Raw genomic sequence first — 23,507 nt, 5'->3', positions numbered from 1 at the left:
TATTTTTAGAAGTTCAGAATAACTTTTTCCAGAACCCTTTCATAAAGTCTTTTGTTATCAGTCAAAATCTCTCCTTCTCCAACTACTCCATCCGAAAGAATCGTATCGCCCGCAGCTGTGATCGCCAAGTCTACCATATACTTCTTTTCATCACCGTTTACCGTTTTGACAGTATTTCCCAAAAATGAAACTTTTATCACCTTTGCTTTTATGACTCCGTATTCTTCATGAGGAAAATTGTTGAGTCTTATCAGTACATCCTGGCTTTGTTTAATTTTACCCAATCCAAAATCTGAGATAAGCATCTGGCCATTGACTTTATTGGATGCTGGAACAATCGCAAAGATGGGATCCTGATGATTTATATATTGATTATTTTTCAGAAAACTTAAAAATTGCACCTTTCCACCAACAGGAGCAATAATCAAAAAAGCCCTTTTCCAAGCCCTGATTTTATTAATAAGGTCATTATAGCTATTGTACAAATCGGAGATAAGTTTTTCTTCTTTTTCCGTTTTCAGAATCCGTGCCTCTGTACTTTTATTTTTTGTACTCAGAATTTCCTGGTCCAGTTTATGAATCTCCTGTTTAGTCGTATTATTATATTGTAGCGCGCTGAGATAGTTTTGCTCTGTATCTTCAAATTGCTGCTGGCTAATTATCTGGGCATCCCTAAGCAGGGAATCTCTTGTAAGCTTATTATACCCCAATTTGTCATTCTTGTTGATCAGTTTAACCCTGTCTTTCTGTAGGTGCAGCTGCTTCTCCTGTTTACTTGCAAGATTGTCTAATAGCTTTTGCTGTTTGTCATAAAGGTCGTTCTTGGAAAAAAGGACATATTGCTGTAAGGCATTAAGGAAAGTAAAATAGTTGTTATTGATTTCTCCAACATGAACAATTTTGGGAAGTGAGTGGTAAAATGAGGCAAAATCTGTATCCGCATTAAAATTTAGCATTGTCTTTTCCAACGCTAACATTTCCTGAAAAGATGCTTCATTTTCAATATAAGCTACAATATCTCCTTTATTAACAGCATCGTGATCTTTTTTCAAAATAACTACCGGACCCTGATGATTGGCCACAAGAGATATGGATGGATTATCGGCCACGATCGTAACAGATCCTTTATAAGAATCTGGATATTTTATCGCAAATAAGGCTATGATAAGTACTAATAAAAGTAAACTGATCAGAGCAAAAATCCGTATACTGATATTACTCGGTATTCGTGAAACTAGAAAAGTAATTTCTTCCGAATTATGCTGTGGTGGTCTCTGTATGTAATTTCTCGGCTCCATTTAAAACATTTATTTGACTTTCAAAAAGCTTATAATAATGTCCCTTTTGATTCATAAGAGTCATGTGGTTTCCTCTTTCTATAATCCTACCGTCTTTCATTACGATAATCTGATCTGCGTTCATAATGGTACTTAAACGATGAGCAACAATTACAACCGTTTTATTAACGAATACCCCGGAAAGGGAATGAACAATATTTTTTTCATTGATTGAGTCAAGTGCATTGGTCGCCTCGTCCAGAAAAATATATTTCGGATTTCGGTATAAAGCTCTTGCTATAAGGATTCTCTGCTTTTGTCCACCGCTTATTCCCCGTCCGTTTTCCCCAATTTTAGTTTTGTATCCCAAAGGCATGTTCTCAATCTCTTGCGTCATGTTGGCAATCGCAACGACATCTTTTAGCAGTTTATAATCAATAGTACCTGTGTTGAGGACAATATTATTTAATACGGTATCATTAAATATCTTACCGTTCTGGAAAACACTTCCACACTGATCTCTCCAGTTAGAAATACTTATATTCTTATAATTCATCTCACCCACTGTAATATCACCGGCAGAAGGCTCGTACAATCGCAGTAAAAGCTTTAGTACTGTAGATTTGCCACTACCGCTGTCCCCCACAAAAGCAGTAGTCTTTCCTTCGGGGACGACAAAGTTTAGATTCTGTAATACGTATGGCTGGCGGGCAGAATACTGAAAGTACACGTTTGAAAACTTTAAGGTTCCCGAGGAAGGCAGCGTAAAGCTGTTATTTTCATAATTATCTTCTTCGGGCAAACTTTTGATCTCGCGAATTCGGCTAAAGCTTAATTTCGCCATCTGGAAACCCAGAAAAAACTGAACCAGTTGCTGAATGGGACCATTCAACATTCCCAGTATCATTTGAATGGACAAAAGCTCTCCAAGAGTCATTTTAGCATTAATCACCAGCACTGCACAGTAAAAAGTAATTGATACATTTTTAAGATTATCAATAACCTGCGCTCCCACGTTCTGCCTGTTCGTAATGGACTGCATCTGCAGATTCTGTTTAAAAATTTTGGCCTGTATTTCGTCCCATTTCAGTTTTCTGGAAACTTCATAGTTATTGATCTTAATTTCCTGAATATTATTAATCGTTTCAATCCAGAATCCCTGGTCCTTACCCATTAAAGCAAAATAATTCATATCAACCTGTTTTCTGGCTTTAAAAAAAAGAAAGATATAGGTAAGATAAATTGCAGTACCCGCGATGAAAATAAGGAAAACGGGGATGCTGTAAATAACAAGAACAAAAATGAAAGCAGAAAATGATAAAAGGGAAAAAATAATATTCAAAGAATTTCCCATGATAAAACTTCTTATTCTTTCATGGTCATGGGCTCGCTGCAGGATATCTCCAGGATGTTTGTTCTCAAAAAAACTGAAAGGCAGTTTTAACAGCTTTGATAAATAATCTGAAATAATATTAACACTTACTCTGTTTGAAACCTGCAGGATGATCCAGTCCCTTATAATCGTTGAGAAAAAAGAACAGATAATAAGCGCCAGATTAGCGATCAGGATCATCTTAATAAACTGTAAATCCCTTTTGTTCACCCCAATATCAATTACAGACCTTGAGATAAACGGCAGAAATAAATTCAATCCCGTAATTATAGTCATTACTACAAGTAATAAAAACAGTATTTTTTTGTAGTTTGAAAAATACCTGAGGAAATCGAACAGTGTATTCTTCTGCTCAATGACTTCTTCAATATGGACAGTTTTAAAATTATGGGCAGGTTCAATCAAAAGGGCAATCCCCTTTTCATTGTTTTTTTTCCATTTGCTTTGAAATTCATCCAGCCTGTAAACAACTTTCCCCCTTGCCGGATCCGATATATAAATCTTATCTCCCTTAATTCGATAGATAACAACAAAATGACTTTCACCCCAGTGAAGAATCGCGGGTAGATGAACCTGTGAATTTAATTCCTGAAAAGTACAACGTACTGCGTGAGACTTGATTCCGATTTTTTCGCAGGCATATATAAGGTCAGCCAGAGAGACCCCCTCTTTTGTTATGCTGCATAAATCCCTCAGAAATTGTAACGAATAATATCTTCCGTAATGTTTGGCTATTATCTTCAGACATGTTGGACCACAATCCATCTTATCATACTGCCTTTCGTGCGGAAAGCTTTTGATCATTAGTTTTTTTTGCAAAATAATAACCTCTAAGAATATAAAAAAAACCATAATTCAACAATTAATAGAATGTTCACAATCCATTCACACCCGTGCAATTTTTATGTTCTAGTTTTGACATCAGTTAAATGAAACGATTGATGAGAACGAAGAAATACATTATAATTGTGGCGGCTGGTGAGGGTAACAGAATGGGTGCTGAAAACGCAAAACAGTTCCTTCCCCTTGATGGTAAACCAATTCTCATCCATACCATCGATACCTTTTTAAGCCACCCCACTCTTATTTTTGACATAATCCTGGTTCTTAATAACTCTCATTTGGAAATTTGGGATGATTTATGCCAGAAATACTATTATCTCAAGCCCATTAAAATTGTCATCGGAGGCAGGGAAAGGTTTCACTCCGTAAAGAATGCAATTGACACCATTACCGATCATGAATGCTATATCGGAATTCACGATGGTGTCAGACCATTCGTAAGTGAAACGGTCATTGAGAGTGCTTTCTCAGAAGTAATTAAACATGATGCTGTTATTCCCGTTGTCGCCATGGTTCCTACCATAAGAATGACAGATGGTGAAAATAACCGGAGCATGAACCGCAGCGATTTTAAAGTTGTTCAAACACCCCAGGTCTTCAAGTCTGAAATTATAAAAAGAGCTTATCAGATGCCCTATCAATCAACTTTTTTTGATGATGCTACAGTGGTTGAGTTTTACGGACATACTATAAAACTTATTGAAGGCAATGAGGAAAATATAAAAATAACACTTCCCATCGATTACCTTACTGCAAAAGCCTTACAAAAAACAAAACTAATACATGATATTTCAAATTAAAGAAGGAGCCGTGTACTCCACTGCCGGCAATGAGACAGTTGAAATCAGTTCCAATATAACGGAATTACCCAATGATCAAAATTTCCATAAAGATAAATATGGGTTTGAAATGTCTCCGACAGACATTCAGAATTACGCTGCCCACATTTTTATTTGGGAATATATTTTAAAAAATGACATAACAATACCCTGCATTATTATTGAGAATGATGTTAAACTTAAGCATACATACGAAGAACTGTGTAAAGACATCAGTTCACTTCCAAATGAGTGGGATTTAATCATTCCATACAATAAATTGCAAGAGGATACCATCCCCAGGAACGAAATATTCCCCAGCAGACTGGGCTATTATTGGGGCAGTTATATTTACGTTATCAATGGAGAAAAAATCACATCAATGGACTGCTTAAAAAGTATTAAACAGCCAATAGATGAAGAAATACTGGAGTGTTCCTTTAACAACTCTTTAAAGACCCTTGTGGTTGACACCGGCTGGTTTGAATATGATGAGGAAAACTGCCCAATCTATAAAAGCAGAGGATCGTTTTTTATTGAGAAAATAAAGAAGATTAATCTATGGGAAGAAAGACATAAAGAACAGGCAGTAGAAATACTCAAATACCTGGGAGAAAAAGCAAAGGAACTTGATTTGAGTCTTTTTGCTCATGCAGGAACGCTTCTGGGGATCATAAGACATGATGATATTATGCCATGGGATGATGATTTAGACTTATGCATGGATGAGAATGAAATTCAGCTCCTACTGCGTGCAGTGGAAAATGACAATATCATCAGATATACAAAGCGTATCTGGCATAAAACAGGATCTGAATATTACAAGTTTTTCTATAAAGATGGAGAATACAAGGAAGGTTATGATTACACATTTCCATTTGTGGACATCTGGCTGCTTTTTCACAAAGAGGAAAGTTCATATATGACTTCAGACGGCTATGAGATACTAACTACTGATTACTTTCCGGGAAAGGCTTATGAACTGTATAAGGCCCCTATCCTTGTTCCCCATAATCATGAATCAATTCTACAAAAAATGTATAAAAACTGGGACAAATACATTAAAGTTTTCTCATGGTCTCACCGCAAAAAAGAAAACTGCATTGATAGTATTATTGCCCCTATCCAGACTGACGGCAAAGGCCGTCTTATTAACTAAAACTAATAACCTTTTTAAAATTTAAATACATGAGAAACTCGAAAGTACTCGAGCTCAACAGTACATTGGAACTGTTGACAGAAAATGAATTGTATGCATTCAAGGGAGGTCTTGAAGGCGGACAGAGCGAACATGAAATTCCGGAAGTCATTATTACTGTTCCTGGAGGAGATGATGGCGGAGGAAATGATCCGGGCGGGAACGATGATGGCAACCCTCCAACCTGGGATGACGATGATCCTCCTTATGGGGGTGATGGTGATGACCCGTTTCCTCCCGATGGAGGTGGTGATCCAGATGGTAGTAATCCAAGTGAGGCAGATGGAATTTTAGAAACCCCTACAGCCAGGGAAGTCCTGTGGCTATTTTTGAATACATCAGGAGCAGATCGTGATAAGATGCGACATAACGCAGCCTTAGCAGCTCAATATGGAAAAGGACAGGTTGACAACGTCTATGATGCATTAAGACATGCGATGTGGTCAGCAATGGATGCCGCAGATATCGGGCTGGATAAGGCTAAAGAATTTCACACTCTTCATGAAACCGTAAATCCAGGAAACGATAATACAATGGATCTGCATAATAATGATTGGGGGTTCAATTGGTTTTCCCAGCACGGAAATCCTGATAACAACATGCAGCAGTTTATCAATGACTTTAATGCAGCAGTAGCAAGCGGACAAATACAAACCCATCCATAAAATGAGAATAAAAAGGCTAAATTTTTTGATTCTAATACTATTAGCATCTCTTACATTTTCCTGCCATGCACAAACCAATACGGAATGCTTAACAAGGCTTGAACAAAAACTTTCTCCTAAAATTAATACCAATAATAAGGTAGGAGAAATAATAAACGTTCGAGATGAAGTAAACTGTTTCGACTGGGATACATTAGTCGTACAAATGGCAATAAACCCTAAAGAAATGACCGAGCAAGCGCTCAGCATTAAAATTCCACAAAGCTACGACTACAGTTGGGAGAGTGATAATACAGCAATGCTGTTATTTTTAAAAGGCAATACTGTTGTTCACTATATTCTTCAGAAGCCTACTGTTGATAAGCAGACATTTGACTCTGCTCAATCAATCAAAGCATATGATTTTCTGAAGCTGGTGAATAACGACGGAGATAATGCATATGCAAAAATTCCAAAGGAGAAAGCTGTTTTTGAAACGTATCAAATTTATTATCATGATGCAAAAGGTCAAAAGACAAGCAATCCAAAATTTGGTCTTGGAATAAGGGTGAAAAGTTAGAACTACAACTATTAACTCACATTCTTTTTGTTTTATTAGGCTGTCTTTGGACAGCCTTTTTTAATGATTCATTCCGCCTATAACATTAATCTATTTTGCAGGAGATTCTCGTAGATTGGTTTTCCCTCATACATAAAAGACTTCGTGACCTCCAGACGTTTACAAATTGCAGTGAGAGTGTATCGTATGATGTATACAAAAAAAACCTTAGTTACTCGAATCTGTGTTATTTGAAACGATTAACGTTTTGATGTTATTAATGCTCCCACGTTCTATGTAACATCAAATGGAACAAGCTCCCATCAACATAAAGAACCGGATTTTATCCCATATATTTAAATAATTTATATCTTTATAAACGAGATATCCTTTTTACAAATCTCTACAACAAAATTATAACCTGTAAAACCATCGAAACAACATCATGAAAAACAGAGCAGTAAGCGAATACACAAATGAAGAACTCATCAGTAATGAAAAGAAAATTAAAATTATTACTATCATACTGGGCATTGCAATCCTCTTATTATTTCTGAGTAATATATTCTTAACATTCAAACGGGGATTTAGTGCTATGAGCGTAATTCCTATCGCTCTGGTTCCGATCCTAATTCTGAATATCAATAACTGGAACCAGTTAAAAAAAGAGAAGGCAAATAGAAATTTATAAAGATAAAAGTCAGGTTCAGTGCATTTATCCCCGAAGCCTGATGACTAGTGGTCAATGAAGTGTCCAGATCCGCCATTCATCATTAAGACTTCTAAAATGCTCGTACTAACAGCTTTAACCAGCTCATCTTGATCTTCGACCGGAGCAAAATGATGATTTTTAACATATCCAAGCTGCCCATCTCTCCCTCCAAAACCAACTATATATTAAGGGATATCATTAACTATAATTCATTCCAGACCTTTCCATCTTCATATGATGTGCTAAAAATATGAATGGAATAATTTTTCAGAATAGTGAAGTAAGTGTAGGCTGTTCAGCTAAATTTTTATTCAAACCCCAAAACCGCTCAAAGAACAATTCCTACAATAGCCGAATTTGCAAGTAATGAAAAAGCTTATGTCGCAATTGAAAGGGTGCTTTCTTCCGAAGTGATTATACAAGGAAATAATTAAAAAATATTCAATCCCAACTTCTAAAATCTTGCAAATCTAGGAAAGGTAATGTCCTACTTCAATAAATATATTTTCGAACCAGAAGTAGAAAGCATAACTGTTCCGGATTTTTCTAGGCGACTGGCTTATTGCTATACCACCTTTAATCAATTTTTGATGCAGATCATCGACCGCTTTTAGATCATCTAAAATAAAACCTATATGGAAGTCTTTTGGATATGTGGTATCTTCATTTTTACTGTTCATTAGAACGAGTGTAAAATTTTCTTTATTACTTAATATAGCAATTATGTGCTCTCCTTTTATAAGCTCACAAGTGAATTCAAAATATTTCTCAAAAAAAAGAACCGATTTACTAACATCGGTAACGACGAGGTTTAAGTGATTAATTGTCATAATATCAATTTAAAAGGTTATATATTATCGAACATTCATTCGATTAAAATTTAAAATTTTTATAAGCGCAATGCTTTTGCTACCAGCTCGAAAGTTTGACGTAAATTTTGGACAGTCAATGAAAATGGTTTACCGGACATTGTAGCTTTATCAAGATGGAATTTGATGAGTGTATAAAAAGGTCCATAAGCGACAGTCCAAAACACCTCAATTGGTAAATCCGGTATCTCTTTACGTATCACTGCATTTTTAACAAAATCATTCATTATTTTCCTGAAAACAGTTTGCTGCATTCCATTCATATTGATCAGTGGAGAATTCCTAAATTGTTCATGGAAACGGTATTCCAAAGGATTTCGTAAAATATTTTCAAGTCGGTTTTTCCATTGAAGCCACAATCCTTCTTCAAATTTCAGATGAGCATCAAACCCTATCAATGCTTCCTTTTCAAATCTGTTATGCACATCAATATAGAGCTGATTTACCAGATCTTCACGGCTTTTAAAGTAAACATAAATGGTAGATGGAGAAATAGCAGCCTTTTTTGCCAGTTTCTGCATACTAAATCCATCAAAGCCACTTTCGACGATCATCTTTATGGCTTCCTGCCGAATGATCAATTCCTTTTTGTCATCTTTTAATCTCACTCTGCAAATATAATCGAATAATCATTCGATTAAAAAAAATTAACACTTTTTCTAATATATGCAGCTGGATTGTTTAACCAGCAGACAGAAGAAGCTCACTACCATGCAAGAATTAAAACAATTTTGTCTACATGTTACTTACATATTTAGGCATCTTTGGTTAAAAAAGATTTAAAAAAAATGAGCCTACCCTGAAGTACCTACAGCTTAACTAATAATATAAGTTATTCTATTTTCCGGGACCACCGCAGTGATCGCAATAATATTCCCTTTTTTTGGGTGTTATTGTCTTACATGGCTGATCGTTTTGTGAGATTAATTTAGCTGAAATTTTCTAGATCAGCAGAACCTTGAATTCTTTTTAAAATCAACGTTCTTAGCCGATCCTCATGTTGATCTGCCCATTGACCTAAAATACTTATTACAGGAATCAAACTTTTACCAAACTCAGTTAAGCTGTACTCTACTTTTGGAGGCACGACCGGATAAATTTTCTTTGTAACCAATTCGTGATCTTCCAATTCCTTTAACTGAATGTTTAAAACCCGTCGTGTTGCATCCGGTATCTTACGCTGTAATTCACTTGGTCTTTTATGCCCCTGATCAATAAACCAAAGCAAACGTATTTTCCATTTACCATACAGTACTTCACCGATCAGATCAAGACCGCAATTTAAGTTCGGTATTATTTTTCTCTCATACATATTGCAAAATTAAACGTATGTTCCGATTAGTGCAATAGGGGAATAATTTATCCCTATATGAATCGTAATTCCGTACTTGTGCAAACTGTTTTTATACCCCAATTTTGTCCTATAAATAATTCTAAAAAATGGAACAATTTAATTTCAACAATGAGTTATCAGGCAAGATTGCATTGGTAACAGGAGGTACAAAAGGAGCAGGAAAAGCAATTGCAGAAAGGTTGCTACAAGCTGGCGCAACAGTTATCATTTCTGCTAGAAATGCACCTGAAAAAGAAAACAGCAATCTGCATTTTATTGCCTCCGACCTGAGCAAGGCAGAAGGAACACAAAAAGTAATCAGCGAAGTATTGTCTACTTATGGAAGGCTGGATATTCTTGTAAATAACCTTGGTGGATCATCAACACCCGCCGGCGGCTTTACTACATTAACAGATAAAGATTGGGAATCAACTCTACAAGCTAATTTGCTTGCTCCTGTTCGACTGGACAGAGGTTTTTTACCACAAATGATCGATAGGAAAAGTGGTGTTATCATTCACATTGCTTCCATCCAGGGTAAACTCCCTTTGTACGATTCAACTTTGCCTTATGCAGCTGCAAAAGCAGCTTTGAGAAACTATAGTAAAAGTTTATCAAACGAAGTTACCCCTAAAGGTGTTCGGGTTCTGACTGTTTCGCCAGGCTGGATCAATACGACAGCATCTGAAGCCTGGCTGGGCGAAATTGCAAGAAACGCAAACAGTACTGTAGAAGAAGCGCAACAAAGTGTAATAGATGCATTAGGTGGAATACCTTTCGGTAGACCTGCCGAACCAAAAGAAGTAGCTGAATTAGTTAGTTTTCTTGTATCACCAAGAGCCGGCTATTTATCAGGAACTGAATTCGTAATCGATGGTGGCACAGTACCAACAATTTAATAATCTTAAAAAAAATAAAATATGAATTTACCAAAAGTAATCACAGAATTAGTAAAAGCTCAGAACGATTTTAATAGCGTTGCCTACGCAAATTGTTTTTCTGATACAGCTGTTGTTTTTGATGAAGGAAAAACACACAATGGAAGAAAAGAAATAGAGCATTGGATAGCAGATTCCAACGAGCGTTACAAATCGGTTATGACGCCTGTCAGTTATGAAGAAAATGGCAGTTCAAGTGTCTTATCTGCAGAGTGTTCAGGTACATTTCCTGGGAGTCCAATTATATTAAAATTTCATTTCGAAATTGTTGACGGACAAATACAACATTTGAAAGTAACTGATTAAAAAACGGCTAAGTTTAGCCGTTTTTTTTGAATAACGGGCAAACCATTCTCGGAAGTGATTTTTATTGTTTTTTGAAATTTTAAATATTTGTATTTATAAAATACTCCAAACATTCAGCAAGTATTGCGCAGAGATATGTAAAATCTCAAAATACCACCCTTATTTAAAATTGACAACTCCCTGAAGGCCGTGAATAAAAAAGGTGAAACTTTAATAGTTGATTTAAACCACTATTTTAAATACATACTTTTGTCCCCGAAAGCAAAAGCCTTCTCACAAAGGCTTTCACATCCCCTCCCTCTCTTCCTGCTCTTCCCTTTCTCCGCCTTCCACACATTCCTAAACGAAAACTCAAAACGCAGAAAGAACAAATATATTAAATCAAATTGCAGAATTAAACAATCGCAAGAGGAAAGCTCTTATCCAAAAGATTGATGGTGATATTGAAGCTGATGAGTATATTTTTCTAAAAAAATATACCACTGAAAAAATTGAACAATTAGAAGTAAGACTGAATAATTTATCTTCTGTAAACACCGAAATCAAAGACCTATTTAAGTCTGGGCTAAAAAAGATTGCAAATCTTGACATACGCTATCAGAAGGGCAATACAGAAGAAAAGAGACAAATAATAAGTTCGATGTTCCCCGAATATTTAGAATTTGATGGCAATCAACATCGAACTCCAAGATTAAACTCAGCTATCCATCTTATCTATCAGAATACTAACGAATTAAAGAGCAAAAAAATGGGACAAATCTATCTTTTTTAGATTTGTCCCAACAAGTGACCCGGCTGGGATTCGAACCCAGGACCCATACATTAAAAGTGTATTGCTCTACCAGCTGAGCTACCGAGTCGGCCACTTACTTTTTTAAGTAAATCCCTTTGTTTAAGGGACTGCAAAGATAGAAAAACAGTCTTTAATTCCAAATTTTTCCATGCTTTTTTGCAATAAAATTTACAGCTAAAAAGTCAAACAACTGTTTATAAATTAATTACGTTAATTATTTTTTTCCAATAAAAATCTTAGGAATAATGGGATTTGCCAATGAAACAGTTTTTTTGGCCATAAAAATATTTGACTAGATCAAAAACAAATATTATCTTAGCAACTAAGATAATTATAAAATAATTAAATTAATGACTAAAAATACTATAACGCATTTTCGCGAATCCAGCAGAGCGTACTCCGATGCTTCTATTTTTATGCACGAAGCTATTGCCAGAAAGGCAGGACTTTCCAGTGCTGATCACAAGTATCTGGGACTTATTTTGCAGTATGAATCTATTACAGCCGGTGAAATATCAAAATTAACAGGTCTTACTACCGGCGCTGTGACAGGGTTGATAGACCGTCTGGAAAAAAAGAACCTTCTTAAGAGACAATTTATCCGGGAGGATCGAAGAAAAGTAATCATTATTCCAAATGTTGAGAACAGTATGAAATTATTGGGACCTATTTTCGATGAGCTACAGCAAAAAACGCTTAGCCTCATTGCTACTTTTTCTCAAAAGGAAATAGAATCTATTGAGCGGTATTTCAGGGAAGCAACCATCCTCATGAAAGAAACAGCAGATCACTTAAACAACCCATAAAACCATAATAAACTCATGGAAAATTTAACCGTCACTTCAATTGCCCGGGCAGAAATATGGCTTTGTATTACAACATTGCTTTACTTCCTTATGAATGGTGCACAGATTTTCGAAACTCTTATATTTGTGCCTAAATGGGCTTCTTCCCCACCCGAAACCTTTAAGATACTTCAGGATGGAAAAGGAACAAGTCTGAAGATTTTTTGGATCATCCTTCATTCCCTTCACGAAATCGCCTTCATTCTTGCCATTATTTTTTGCTGGAAAGTTGATCCGGTAAGGAACTGGCTTTTAGCTTTATTCATCATTCATGCAGCTGTAAGAGTCTGGACATTAACATTTTTCGCGCCAAACATTATACAATTTCAAAACCTGGTATCTTCTTCTATTTCAGAAGAAATAATATCTAGAATCTTGCTTTGGAAAACCCTTAATTATATTCGGGTAGCTATTTATATTGCCGTTTCAATCGGCCTTATTCCTCTTTGTATTAAACTATTCAGTTTCCATGATTAATTACTTTCTAAAAATTATTTTCGCCGGCTGTAAAAGCCGGCGAAAATTTTAAAATCAAATTAATTAAATTGAAATATCAGCTTTACCATTCTGGTATTCAAAAAGTTTAATAATGGTATCCACGGTTTCCTGACCAAGACGTTTTCCAATCATATAAAGAGCAGCATCAATTCCGGCTGTAATTCCTGCAGTAGTTATCAGCTGTTCCTGGTCAATATAACGTACATTCCGGATTACATTGGCTTCCGGATTGTGCTGTTCTAAAACATCTAGAAGCATACTATGAGTTGTGATATCATGGCCTGCAAGCATACCTGTCCCGGATAGCAGCATACTTCCCGTGCATACTGTAAATACAACAGTTCCGGTATCATAATGATTTTTAATCCATTCCAGTACAGTTTCGCGGAAATCTTTATCCTGAATACATTTCATAATCTGATCAGGATTTGCTCCGGGAATGACAATCATATCTGGCTTTGGACACGTCTGTAAGTCATATGTAGGAATAACAATCATTGTATTCGCTTCTGTATTTATGGCTTCTTTTGTTTTTCCGACTGTAAAGCAATAATAACTATTGGGTTGTATGACATTGGCTTTAACAAAAACATCCAAAGGGCCGCTTAAATCAAGTACTTCCACCTGATCATAAACTAAAAATGCTACATTCATTGTTTCACTGTTTTGTACGTCTTTCATAATTCTATTATTTTTAAGATTGTTATTTGAGATAAAGGCATAGGTTTTTCCTGCCAACCATTGATGATGATCAGTTTCATTTTAAATCAGTAAGAAAAAAAAATTAATCTGTAGTCTTGAATGCTTTCCGGTATTGTGCCGGAGAAAGGGAAATATTTTTAAGGAATACTCTGCGAAGCGAAACTGAGCTGCTAAATCCAGATTTATTGGCAATCATATCAACACTCATCTCAGTATATTCCAGCATATTTTTAGCCTGATCCAGTCTCATTTTTTCAAGAAATCTGCCGGGAGTCATTCCTGATTCTTTTACAAATACTCTTGAAAAATTACGAACACTCATGTTCAGGAATTCTGCAATGTATTCTATTGTTATAGTTTCTGCCAGCTTATCTTTCAACAGATCCCGAACTTCTTTTGTAAAAGGAGACATTACTTCATATTCCGGCAGTGCATCTCCAAACTGCGATTGTATTCCGGATCTTTTTAAAGGCAAAACAAGATGCCGGGCAACTTCTGTGGCCAAAGGTTTTCCAAAGTCTTCTTCCAAAAGAGCCAATGCAAGATCCATTCCTGACGAAACACCTCCTGAAGTATAGATAGGTTTATCACGAATAAAAAAAGGATTGACATTCACCTCCAGCTTTGGGTAGGATTTCTGCAATGTATCTGCAAATTTCCAATGGGTAGTCACTTGTCGGCCATCCAGCAGACCTGCTTTGGCAAGTACAAATGCTCCCACACATACTGATCCCATCCGTCTTACTTCTGGTGTTATATTTTGAAGATAATGATAAACATCGGGACTAATCTCATCCAGCATACTCAAACTAGTACCAGCAACGAGTAAAGTATCTATAGGAAAGTCAATATCATAAATGGTATAACTGCATGATAACGGCATTCCAGAACCAGAATATATTATCTTTTCTGATGTGCCGGATACCAAATGAACATGATAACCGGAATTCTGTTTTTCGCTGTTCAAAAAACGGTTTGCTGATGTAAAAACATCCCACGGTCCGGCAATATCAAGCAGCTGTACCTGTGGTAATGCCAAAAGCACTATGTTTTTCTTCCCGGTATTTTGCACTTCTTTCTTCATATCTCGTTCTGTATGAGTACAAATGTAGAGAGAAAGTTCCTTGTCTGCAATGACAAAAAACATGCAGTTCCGGCCAAAATGTTTTTATTTTTTTCTGCCATAACAAAAGAGACTGCCTTGTGAAGACAGTCTCAGCACTCTACTATAAAATTAGCTTAACAAGCTATACTTTCAAAATATTAAAAACTTCACCTAAGCTGGCGACAGTCTTCGGGATTTCAAATAAAGAGCCGTACGGTTCAAATAGGGAAAAAGAAAAATTAATAACAGCGAAACCGCAAGAAGCCACACCATTATTTCATAATAATCCATAGCAAAACGGACATGATCCTGAACATTCATTCTTCCTACCAGCAGCTTATTGGCAGCTTTTACCGCCTTGTCCTCAGGCATTCCTCTGGAAATAAGTTTAGCGGTCTGATAATGAAGAAAATTTTTGACTGCCGGATCCACAACACTTAAATGATCTTGAAAAGCATTATAATGGCGGCTTTTTTCAAACAATTCAAAAAAATTGATCAGCGCTATACTGATGCAGAATCCCAGGTATCGGACTGCCAGAGCAGCTGCTGCAGCTGAAGGACCAATAATAGCAGGAACTGAGGAAATAATAAAAATAATCGTCGGAACCATAATCAATCCTACTCCCAATCCCTGAAGAAATAACGGAATATAATAATTAAACTCATCAGCCTGAACATCAAAAGAGTAATACATTAATCCATGAAAGATCAACAGCATTAAGAATCCGGAACCCCAGATGTACCGTATATTTTTCTTTTGTAATACCATACAACAGGCAATAATCACCCCAACAACCAACCCTGCAAGGTTAAAAATATTTATATAGGAAATATGAAAAGGATCCAAATGCAGTTCTGAAGCAAAATAATTGTTGACAATTCCTGATGCAAACCGACAGATATACATTACAAAAAGGATCAGCAGCCCTATTTTAAAATTTCTGTATTTAAAAATCCGTAAGTCAATATAAGGTCTTTTAATGGCCTGCTGGCGGAAAATGGATATTCCTCCCAAAACAACAATCCCTATGACACTTCCCAGAATCCGGTTATCTTCCAGCCAGTAATATTCCTGTCCAAAAATGGTAATATATCCTATCAGTACCAGTATAGTACTGAAAAGCCCAAAGCTCTGCCAATCTAGTTTATACAGATGAAATCTCGCATGAGTTCTGTAATTGCTCATGGCAAGGGTGAGGAAAATAAGCCCGGGCAGGTAAGAGAATATAGCAGTTTTATAGACAATATTAAAATTATATGAATCAATAAGATCTGCAGTAATCAGATTATTAAATGGCAGAGCACAGATCAGGATTCCAAAGAATACTGAAAAACTAATCTCCCTTCCTCTTTCACTGCTCAGTCTCGTAAAAATAAGAGTCAGTGACAGATTCACGTTTCCTGCAAATAACATTCCCTGTATGAAACGCACCGGAAACAGGATATAAATTTCACAGGTTAAATAACATACCAGGCAGGCCAAAATCTGCAGTGTGGTAAACAGAAGAAAGTATTCCTTTGCAGCAAGAAAGCTGAAAAACCTTCTTTCCAGACTGTAAAATCCTACATATCCTGCATAAAACAGTGCTACAGAAAACTGAATATCCGCTGGTTCACTCCCATAATATCCCGCTGCTGCATTCACATTAGCCAAAGGAAGAAAAAATATAATGATTCCCGGAAGAGTCATTGAAAAGAGAATGATCTTGATCAGCCATTCGGGTGCCCATCTTTTGAAAAACGGCATTTGTCTTTTAGCCATTAGAATGTCTTTTATCGGCATATACATTCACATTCATTCCCACTTTCAGGACATCAATATCTTTCCTTACTCCATCTACTTTTATTCTTACAGGAATACGCTGTACAATCTTCACATAGTTCCCGGTAGAGTTATCCGGTGGCAGCAATGAAAAACTTGATCCTGTAGCCGGGGATAGCGAAATGATGGTTCCTTTAAATTCTCTGTCAGGATAAGAATCTGCTACAATTTTCACATGATCCCCGATATGCATATCCTTGATCTGTGTTTCCTTATAATTTGCAACCACCCATTTGTCCGTTTCATTATTAACAATAAATGCCAGCGTTTCTCCGGCATCAATCATCTGCCCTACTTCAACGGTTCTTCTTCCCATTCTTCCGTCATAAGCAGCAGTGACTGCGGTATAGCTTACATCCAGTTTATGGCGGTCCAGCAGTGCTTCCAGTCTTGTAATTTCTGCCAGTACAACTGTTTTTTCCGCTTGAATATCATTTATTTTTGATTTCGAAGCAGCATAATTATCCTGAGAAGATTTGTAATCACTTTCATTTACATCCAAAGTTGCTTTTACATCTTCAAGCCGCTGTTTTGTGGCAGATTCTTCATCATAGAGTTTTTTATATCTGTTATAATCAAGCTGCTGCTTCCATACTTTTGCTTTATTGGCATCTATCTGAGCCATTGCTGCAGCGGCTTCCTTTTCTGTGGTACCTGTATTGCTTTCCAGTACTTTCAGCTGGGCGCGGGCTTTCTGAAGAGCTGCCTGAGTCTGTTTTTGCTGAAGGATATATTCACGGTTATCTATAATCAGAAGCGTATCCCCTTTTTTAACTTCCTGGTTTTCTTCAAATTTCACGGCTACGATGAATCCTCCGGCTCTTGAAATAATAGGGTTTACATATTCCTGAACCTGTGCATCATTGGTCTGTTCATATGTATAATAATTCTTTAGAGTAAAACCGCCCCATACGGCAAGTGCGGCAACGATTGCAACTGAGATCCATCCTGTGATCTTTGTAATTAATCTATCGGTGGGAGTATATTTTTTTTTCATTGTATTATAAAACGCCTGTAATGTTTTGTAGTAAATAATAATTGTTCTGTGCCATAATTTTTGCTGCTTCCAGTTCAAATTTTGTCTGAAGAAGCTGTATATCTGCATCCAGCAGCTCTGTAATAAGAGAAGTCTGACTGAAGTAGGTATTCTTAATAATGCGCGCATTCTCTTTGGCCTGGGTAACATTGGCTTCTGCTACCTTTATCTGCTCAAGAGCTTCCTGATATCTCAGATAGGCTTCTTTCACCTGCTGTCTTACTTTATCCTCAGTATCCTTGTGTACCTCCTCTTCTTTTTCAAATTCCAGCTGTGCGGCTTTTACTTTATGGGTATTATGATAAAGGGAAGAAATGGAAAATGAAGCCTTAATTCCCACTATTCCTAATGAATACCAATAAGGATTGTAGGGATAAAGAAAAATCTGCGGATTGGCATAGTAAAATTCACCATACATCCCGATTTTAGGTCTTACATTAGCTTTTACCTGCTTCAGCTTTATCTTACTCAGTTCTGTCTGTTGTTCAGAGACATGATAACTGAAAGAGTGATCCATTGCCAGTTTCAAATAGTCGCTGTAAGTAATATTTTCATTCCATTGATTAAATGGTGCTTCAGGAATGACAATCTGCTCATCAGGAATACCCAGGATAATGTTCAGTTTTTGTGTAGCAAGGAGAATATCATTTTCTATGGTCACCAAAGCCATCTTTCGCTTTGAAAGCTCAAGCTCAATCCTTAAAACATCACTTTTTAAAACGACCCCGTTTTTATAAAGGGCCTGAATTTCTTTAAGCTGTGCTTTCTGATCGGCAATATCTTGCTGGATAAGGTTTCTGAAAATTAAAGTTTTCTGAAGTTCAAGATAAAGAGCTGCCGTTCTGTAATGAATATCAGAAACAGACTGCTCTTTCTGGATATCCTTAATTTTCTGAAGGGTCTGGTTTTCCTTAATCTTAAGATTCAGCTTGTTTCCGTTATAAATGTTCAGATAAAAATCTGCTCTGGCCCGGTAAAGCGTGTGAATGACTTCATGCTGGGTCGGTTTGGAAAAGATTCCGTTTTCATAGATAGGAATGTTGGACGCTTTTTCGGCAGAACCTTTAACTTCTATTTCCGGAAGCCGTTCTCTTTTCGCATCTTTTACTTCCGCTTCAGCAATGTCAAGGTTGATAGTATTAATTCTGATGTGACGGCTGTTTTCTTCAGCTTTTTGCCATGCATCTTGTAAGGAGAGCCGTAGAGTATCCTTTGTTGGACTGCCTGTCTGAGCTGATATTGTGTAGGAAACTCCCAGCATCAGCAATCCGGCGACATAAATTTTCATTTGAATTTTTGAATTATTGCACTGCAAATTTATCTTCAATCCGGAAATTATATTTATCTAAAATAGTCAACTTTTACATGATTCCGGCCAAATTATTATATTTGCATTTTCATTGGTATTTTATATTTTTTATGGGATTAATTGCTGCACTTCCGGATATTGATAAAGACGACAAAAGTGTATTTGTTATGCACGAAAAATCGGAAAAACTGATTCCTTTCCACAAGCATACAAAAGGACAGCTGAGTTATGTAGAAGGTGGTATTGCCTATATTACGATCAACAACAGAACGTATGTGGTTCCGGCCCGGCATTTTTTCTGGATTCCGCAGGGAATGGAACATATTTTAGAGATCGGGCACTCCGCCACTGTTCTGCGTTCTCTTTATTTCTATGCTCATGATGACTTCTCAGATCCTTTCTACAGCAGACTTGGAATCTATCCTGCATCGGAACTGCTGATTCAGATGATAAAGTATACTGAAATATGGGATGAAAAACATGTTACCGCAAAAGACGAAAATTTTGAATTTCTGGCAGCTTTAAAAAAAATTCTGCCAAAAACTCATCAACAGCCGTTACCCATTATTCTTCCTGCTACTCACAACAAGCAGATGACGAGAATTGTATCTTATCTGGAATGGAATATCGGGGAAAAACTTACTTTGGCCAATGTAAGCAGCAGATTCGGACTGAGTGAACGCTCTATGTCCCGACTTTTCAAAGCAGATATGGATATTTCTTTTCTTCAATACCTGAAAACGTTAAGAATCATCAAAGCTATTGAGCTACTTTTAAATACAGACAAACCTATCAATGAAATTGCTGATGATGTAGGCTACAGCTCCATTAGCGCCTTTAGTGATACTTTTCGTGAATTTACCCAGTCCAGGCCTTCAGACCTGAGGAAAAGTAATAAAACTTCTCAAAGCATAACAGGGTAAACTGCTTTACAATAAATGACTTTCTAAAACAAAAACAAAAGCCTTTAAATATTGAATTTAAAGGCTTTTCCATTTATAATTTATTGGGTTGCTTTCATCATAGCATTGGTAATTTCAATTTCTTTTTTTCTGGAATAAGCAGAATCAAAAGGCTCCATGACATTGAACAAATACTGGTAAAAAGGAGCAATCTGGCGGACATTTTCTGATTCTTTAATCGCTTTTTCTTTGCTCATTTGCTGCAGTCCTTTTATAAAAACTCTGAACTTTTTATCAATTGGTTCTATTGATCGCAAAAGATAGGCATGTGCTTTTTCATTCTGTCTCAACGTTTTGTAGGCTTCTGTAACTGCGGAAACCACTAATGCATATTCCATTGGTTTTGACCTCATCTGTTTTCTTGCTGCTGCTTTAAATGTCGGAGAAAGGTTTTGATAATAATCATATTCTTCAAATACCCCTTTCTTAAGGGTTTCTGCCAACTGAAGACCTTTCTGCTCCTGCCCTGCAACAATATATCCGGTTACCATTGAACTTAATGATCTTGGGTCATTGTATTTTTCAACAGGAATTTCTTTTGCCGCAAGATCCAACAGCTCTAACGCCTTAGCTTTCTGTCCATTAACCACAAGTGCAGATACAGCCCTGCTTACTGACATTCTGTAGCCTAAAATATTGGAAGTTGCGGTTTCATTATAATAAACACTGAGGTCTTTAAAATTTCCCCATCTGAAGTTTTTCACCACCTGATAAAGTGAATTGGCATCCACCCTTCCTTTATCCCCATCCGGACTCTGAGGCGTGTGAATAGGAACCAATCTGTAACTGAATCCATCAAACTGCAGATATTCATCAAGATAAAAAATATTCTCACTGTCATACATTCCGCCTGATGAGAAATTTACAGGACGTTTCCAGTCGAAATTGGCCAGCATATCCAACATCATCAGATTGCTTTTGTAAAGAGTATTCGCTTCATAATTGATGATAATCTGATCTACCGCTTTGGAAAGATCAGCCTTATTGATGATCCCTGATTTTACAGCATTTTGCTTATTTACGGGAAGAATAAATTTACTTACCGGAAGAATATTATATTTCTCATATTGCTTTTCCCCGAAATACATCTTCAGCAATTCATCTTTTTCGGATGATTTAAGTTGAAGGAATCTGATAGCATCTTTCAGCGTCAGAGAATCCTGAGTAAGGTATTTTCTGAATTCCTGAAAAGTAGTGTCTGGTGCACCCTGCTCTTTCAACATTTTGAAAATACCTTCCCAATCCTCTTTTTTCATCAGATAAACCTGATCATTGACACCATCCCTGTACTCTTCATGAGTTAGCGCTCCCGGAATTCCCCTGGCATTGTATGTTCTTCTTTTTACCTGGTCTATATTCCATGGAGTGGCTAAAAGGGTAAAATTAACCGTTTTCACATCATCTCTGAATCTTTCTGTCTCCTGAATCGCCCATACGGGAAAAGTATCATTATCACCATAAATGAAAATAATATCATCTTTGGGCAGCGAACGTAAAAATGAATAAGCATAATCACGGGCTGCAGTCTTTTTACTCCTGTCATGAGAAGTATAATTCTGGAACCCCATCATAAAAGGAATTCCCAACAACATTATTCCCAAAACAATATTAGCCGCATTAGATTTAAGTTTAGACTGAATCAGCCAAAGTACAGCTCCTGCTCCCAGACCGATCCAGATGGCAAAGGCATAGAACGAACCTACCATCGCGTAATCTCTTTCTCTTACTTCAAATGGTTTTACCCCGGTATAGAAGACGATTCCCATACTTGTAAGAACAAACAGAGAAAGAATAGCATAAAATCTCCCGAAGTCCCTGTTCAGCTGGAAAAAGAAGCCTATAAGTCCTAAAATCAATGGCAGAAAGAAAAACTTGACAGTACTTTCATTTTTAAATTTAGCCGGCATATGATCCTGATCACCCAACAACGCATTATCAATAAAAGAAAATCCTGAGATCCAATTGCCATTGGTATTTTCCATATGTCCCTCAAGATCGTTCTGTCTTCCGACGAAATTCCACATCAGATATCGAACAAAATAGTATCCGTTCTGGAAAGAGATGAAATAATCCATATTCTGAGCAAAAGAAGGACGTTGTACCTTGATAAGATCATAAGGTTTTACTTTCAGGTAATCTTCTGCTGTGATGGAATCTCCTTCATATTTTGCTCTCAGTTCATCAAAAATCCTTTTAGCTTCCGGATTGTCTGCTACGTCTTCATTATCATAATTGAAGGTAAAATCAGGAGCACCATACAAGGCGATATAATTTGCGGTCACTTCTTTATCCTCATTGAACATCCTCGGCATAAAGCTGATGTGTGATTTATTGAACACATAATTGAAACGTTCCCCGGTTTTTCTGTAGGTTCCGGTTTTTTCATCTTTTTCATAAATATCTCCTGTCACATCTCTTTTGTAGCTTCCGTCTTCATCTTTTTCCAATCCGTTTTTGTCGAGAAATGCAGTGTAGTTTTGTCCGTAAATTGTAGGCCAGTCACCATATTGTACCCTGTTATAGTAATCTCTCATTCCTATTGCAGTATCCGGATCATTGAGGTTCATCGGCGGATTGGCATTTGCCCTGATGGGAATCACCAGCCAGCAAGAGAAACCAATCATCATATACACAAGGGATAAAACGATGGTCTGATAAACTTTTTTTTTCGTTTTTCTTGCGTATTTAATCAAGAAATAACTGATTGCTGTCATAAGAACAAACGCCACAATTGTTCCTGAATGGAAAGGAAGTCCCAACCCGTTTACAACGAAAATCTCAAGTTTTCCAAAAATTGTCATGACCAAAGGGAAGATAATCTTGAATACGAATACAAGAATTCCTAATGTAATCATATTGGCAGTCATGAAACTCTTCCAGGAAAAAGTATAGTTTCGGGCGTAATATACCAAACATATGGCCGGAATTGCCAGCATACACATCATATGCACGCCTACGGAAAGTCCTATTGTAAAGAAAATAAGAATGATCCATCTCTCGCTGTCAGCAGCTTTAGATTCATTCTCCCATTTGGTGATCAACCAGACCAACAATGCGATAAACAGAGAAGCCATTGCATATACCTCCCCTTCTACTGCTGAAAACCAAAATGTATCTGAAAATGTAAAACATAAAGCCCCAATAACCCCGGCAAACAGGATTGAAATTTCCTGCGATCTGGTAACATCGTCAAAATCTTTATTCAAAAGCCGTCTTAAAAAATGGGTAATTGTCCAGAACAGAAACAGAATAGTAAATGCACTGAATACTGCTGACATCGCATTGATCACAAGGGAATAATGCTCTTCCTTCCCCAATGCAAAAATACTCACTACAGCTCCCATAATCTGGAATAAGGCGGCTCCCGGAGCATGAGTCACCTCAAGTTTTACCGCAGAAGAAATATATTCTCCGCAATCCCAAAAGCTCAGGGAATGCTCCATTGTTGAAAGATAAGTGATCAGTGCAATAACGAAGAGGAACCAACCCAGTACGGTGTTCCATTTTTTAAAAGACCAGTTTTTCATATAATATTTTCAATAT

Annotated in this window: 21 protein-coding genes and 1 tRNA gene; 10 read left to right on the top strand and 12 right to left on the bottom strand. The window is 36.8% G+C overall.

All coding sequences use genetic code 11. The annotated features are described in order from the left end of the window. Nucleotides 1-5: 5 nt before the first annotated feature. On the bottom strand, nt 6-1,298 hold the full coding sequence (locus KIK00_RS01690; protein ID WP_255814845.1) for an HlyD family efflux transporter periplasmic adaptor subunit: 1,293 nt from the start codon (nt 1,296-1,298) through the stop codon (nt 6-8). Then, entirely contained in the window at nt 1,258-3,474 is a 2,217-nt protein-coding gene (locus KIK00_RS01685; RefSeq protein WP_255814844.1) for a peptidase domain-containing ABC transporter, read from the bottom strand. Before KIK00_RS01685 ends, KIK00_RS01690 begins: the two co-directional genes overlap by 41 nt. A 125-nt stretch (nt 3,475-3,599) precedes the next feature. On the opposite strand from KIK00_RS01685, the gene KIK00_RS01680 reads away from it, so the two are divergent. The 5 genes from KIK00_RS01680 (at nt 3,600) to KIK00_RS01660 (ending at nt 7,423) form a co-directional block, all read left to right on the top strand. Next, on the top strand, nt 3,600-4,313 hold the full coding sequence (locus KIK00_RS01680; protein WP_255814843.1) for a 2-C-methyl-D-erythritol 4-phosphate cytidylyltransferase: 714 nt from the start codon (nt 3,600-3,602) through the stop codon (nt 4,311-4,313). Beyond that, nucleotides 4,297-5,490 (top strand): LicD family protein, encoded by a 1,194-nt coding sequence (locus KIK00_RS01675; protein WP_255814842.1) that lies wholly within the window; start codon nt 4,297-4,299, stop codon nt 5,488-5,490. The genes KIK00_RS01680 and KIK00_RS01675 overlap by 17 nt, the downstream gene beginning before the upstream one ends. A gap of 29 nt (nt 5,491-5,519) precedes the next feature. Beyond that, nucleotides 5,520-6,194 (top strand): hypothetical protein, encoded by a 675-nt coding sequence (locus KIK00_RS01670; protein ID WP_255814841.1) that lies wholly within the window; start codon nt 5,520-5,522, stop codon nt 6,192-6,194. A 25-nt stretch (nt 6,195-6,219) separates the two neighbouring features. Further along, nucleotides 6,220-6,753 carry a hypothetical protein gene (locus KIK00_RS01665; protein WP_255814840.1) on the top strand — a complete coding sequence of 178 codons (534 nt, stop codon included), beginning with the start codon at nt 6,220-6,222 and terminating at the stop codon, nt 6,751-6,753. Nucleotides 6,754-7,177: 424 nt separating this feature from the next. Beyond that, a complete protein-coding gene (locus KIK00_RS01660; protein WP_255814839.1) occupies nt 7,178-7,423 on the top strand; it encodes a redox-active disulfide protein 2 in 246 nt (81 codons plus the stop codon). Nucleotides 7,424-7,914: 491 nt separating this feature from the next. On the opposite strand, the gene KIK00_RS01655 is transcribed toward KIK00_RS01660, so the two are convergent. From KIK00_RS01655 to KIK00_RS01645, 3 genes are all read right to left on the bottom strand, one after another. Further along, nucleotides 7,915-8,274, bottom strand: a complete 360-nt coding sequence (locus KIK00_RS01655; protein ID WP_255814838.1) for a VOC family protein — start codon at nt 8,272-8,274, stop codon at nt 7,915-7,917. 59 nt (nt 8,275-8,333) lie between these two features. Continuing rightward, nucleotides 8,334-8,921 carry a TetR/AcrR family transcriptional regulator gene (locus KIK00_RS01650; RefSeq protein ID WP_255814837.1) on the bottom strand — a complete coding sequence of 196 codons (588 nt, stop codon included), beginning with the start codon at nt 8,919-8,921 and terminating at the stop codon, nt 8,334-8,336. A 320-nt stretch (nt 8,922-9,241) separates the two neighbouring features. Next, the gene (locus KIK00_RS01645; RefSeq protein WP_255814836.1) at nt 9,242-9,625 is read right to left on the bottom strand and encodes a helix-turn-helix domain-containing protein; all 384 of its coding nucleotides are present in this window, start codon (nt 9,623-9,625) and stop codon (nt 9,242-9,244) included. A gap of 128 nt (nt 9,626-9,753) precedes the next feature. On the opposite strand from KIK00_RS01645, the gene KIK00_RS01640 reads away from it, so the two are divergent. Beyond that, complete coding sequence (locus tag KIK00_RS01640) at nt 9,754-10,545, top strand: SDR family oxidoreductase (protein WP_255814835.1); 792 nt, start codon at nt 9,754-9,756, stop codon at nt 10,543-10,545. Nucleotides 10,546-10,566: 21 nt separating this feature from the next. Next, on the top strand, nt 10,567-10,890 hold the full coding sequence (locus tag KIK00_RS01635) for a nuclear transport factor 2 family protein (RefSeq protein WP_255814834.1): 324 nt from the start codon (nt 10,567-10,569) through the stop codon (nt 10,888-10,890). A gap of 787 nt (nt 10,891-11,677) precedes the next feature. On the opposite strand, the gene KIK00_RS01630 is transcribed toward KIK00_RS01635, so the two are convergent. Next, nucleotides 11,678-11,750 (bottom strand) — tRNA-Lys (locus KIK00_RS01630). Between the two features lie 283 nt (nt 11,751-12,033). Here KIK00_RS01630 and KIK00_RS01625 point away from each other — a divergent pair. Beyond that, on the top strand, nt 12,034-12,489 hold the full coding sequence (locus KIK00_RS01625; RefSeq protein WP_255814833.1) for a MarR family winged helix-turn-helix transcriptional regulator: 456 nt from the start codon (nt 12,034-12,036) through the stop codon (nt 12,487-12,489). Nucleotides 12,490-12,504: 15 nt separating this feature from the next. Beyond that, nucleotides 12,505-13,005, top strand: coding sequence for a transposase (locus KIK00_RS01620; protein WP_255814832.1), 501 nt, complete (start codon nt 12,505-12,507; stop codon nt 13,003-13,005). 63 nt (nt 13,006-13,068) lie between these two features. On the opposite strand, the gene KIK00_RS01615 is transcribed toward KIK00_RS01620, so the two are convergent. The 5 genes from KIK00_RS01615 to KIK00_RS01595 all read right to left on the bottom strand — a co-directional run bounded on the left by KIK00_RS01615 (nt 13,069) and on the right by KIK00_RS01595 (nt 18,981). Next, entirely contained in the window at nt 13,069-13,707 is a 639-nt protein-coding gene (locus KIK00_RS01615; RefSeq protein ID WP_255814831.1) for a DJ-1/PfpI family protein, read from the bottom strand. Between the two features lie 103 nt (nt 13,708-13,810). Then, nucleotides 13,811-14,812: a GlxA family transcriptional regulator gene (locus tag KIK00_RS01610; RefSeq protein WP_255814830.1), complete on the bottom strand. Its 1,002-nt coding sequence runs from the start codon at nt 14,810-14,812 to the stop codon at nt 13,811-13,813. A 192-nt stretch (nt 14,813-15,004) separates the two neighbouring features. Next, complete coding sequence (locus KIK00_RS01605) at nt 15,005-16,597, bottom strand: beta-carotene 15,15'-monooxygenase (protein WP_255814829.1); 1,593 nt, start codon at nt 16,595-16,597, stop codon at nt 15,005-15,007. Next, nucleotides 16,590-17,654 (bottom strand): HlyD family secretion protein, encoded by a 1,065-nt coding sequence (locus tag KIK00_RS01600; protein ID WP_255814828.1) that lies wholly within the window; start codon nt 17,652-17,654, stop codon nt 16,590-16,592. Before KIK00_RS01600 ends, KIK00_RS01605 begins: the two co-directional genes overlap by 8 nt. Before the next feature lie 4 nt (nt 17,655-17,658). After that, the gene (locus KIK00_RS01595; protein WP_255814827.1) at nt 17,659-18,981 is read right to left on the bottom strand and encodes a TolC family protein; all 1,323 of its coding nucleotides are present in this window, start codon (nt 18,979-18,981) and stop codon (nt 17,659-17,661) included. A 131-nt stretch (nt 18,982-19,112) separates the two neighbouring features. Between KIK00_RS01595 and KIK00_RS01590 the strand changes: the two genes are divergently transcribed. Continuing rightward, nucleotides 19,113-19,925: an AraC family transcriptional regulator gene (locus KIK00_RS01590; RefSeq protein WP_255814826.1), complete on the top strand. Its 813-nt coding sequence runs from the start codon at nt 19,113-19,115 to the stop codon at nt 19,923-19,925. An 80-nt stretch (nt 19,926-20,005) separates the two neighbouring features. Here the strand turns inward: KIK00_RS01590 and KIK00_RS01585 are convergent, their stop codons facing one another. Further along, complete coding sequence (locus KIK00_RS01585; protein ID WP_255814825.1) at nt 20,006-23,491, bottom strand: DUF2723 domain-containing protein; 3,486 nt, start codon at nt 23,489-23,491, stop codon at nt 20,006-20,008. Nucleotides 23,492-23,507: the final 16 nt, after the last annotated feature.

Source organism: Chryseobacterium sp. MA9, assembly GCF_024399315.1.
Lineage (GTDB): Bacteria > Bacteroidota > Bacteroidia > Flavobacteriales > Weeksellaceae > Chryseobacterium.
This window is presented reverse-complemented; position numbering and strand designations above follow the sequence as displayed.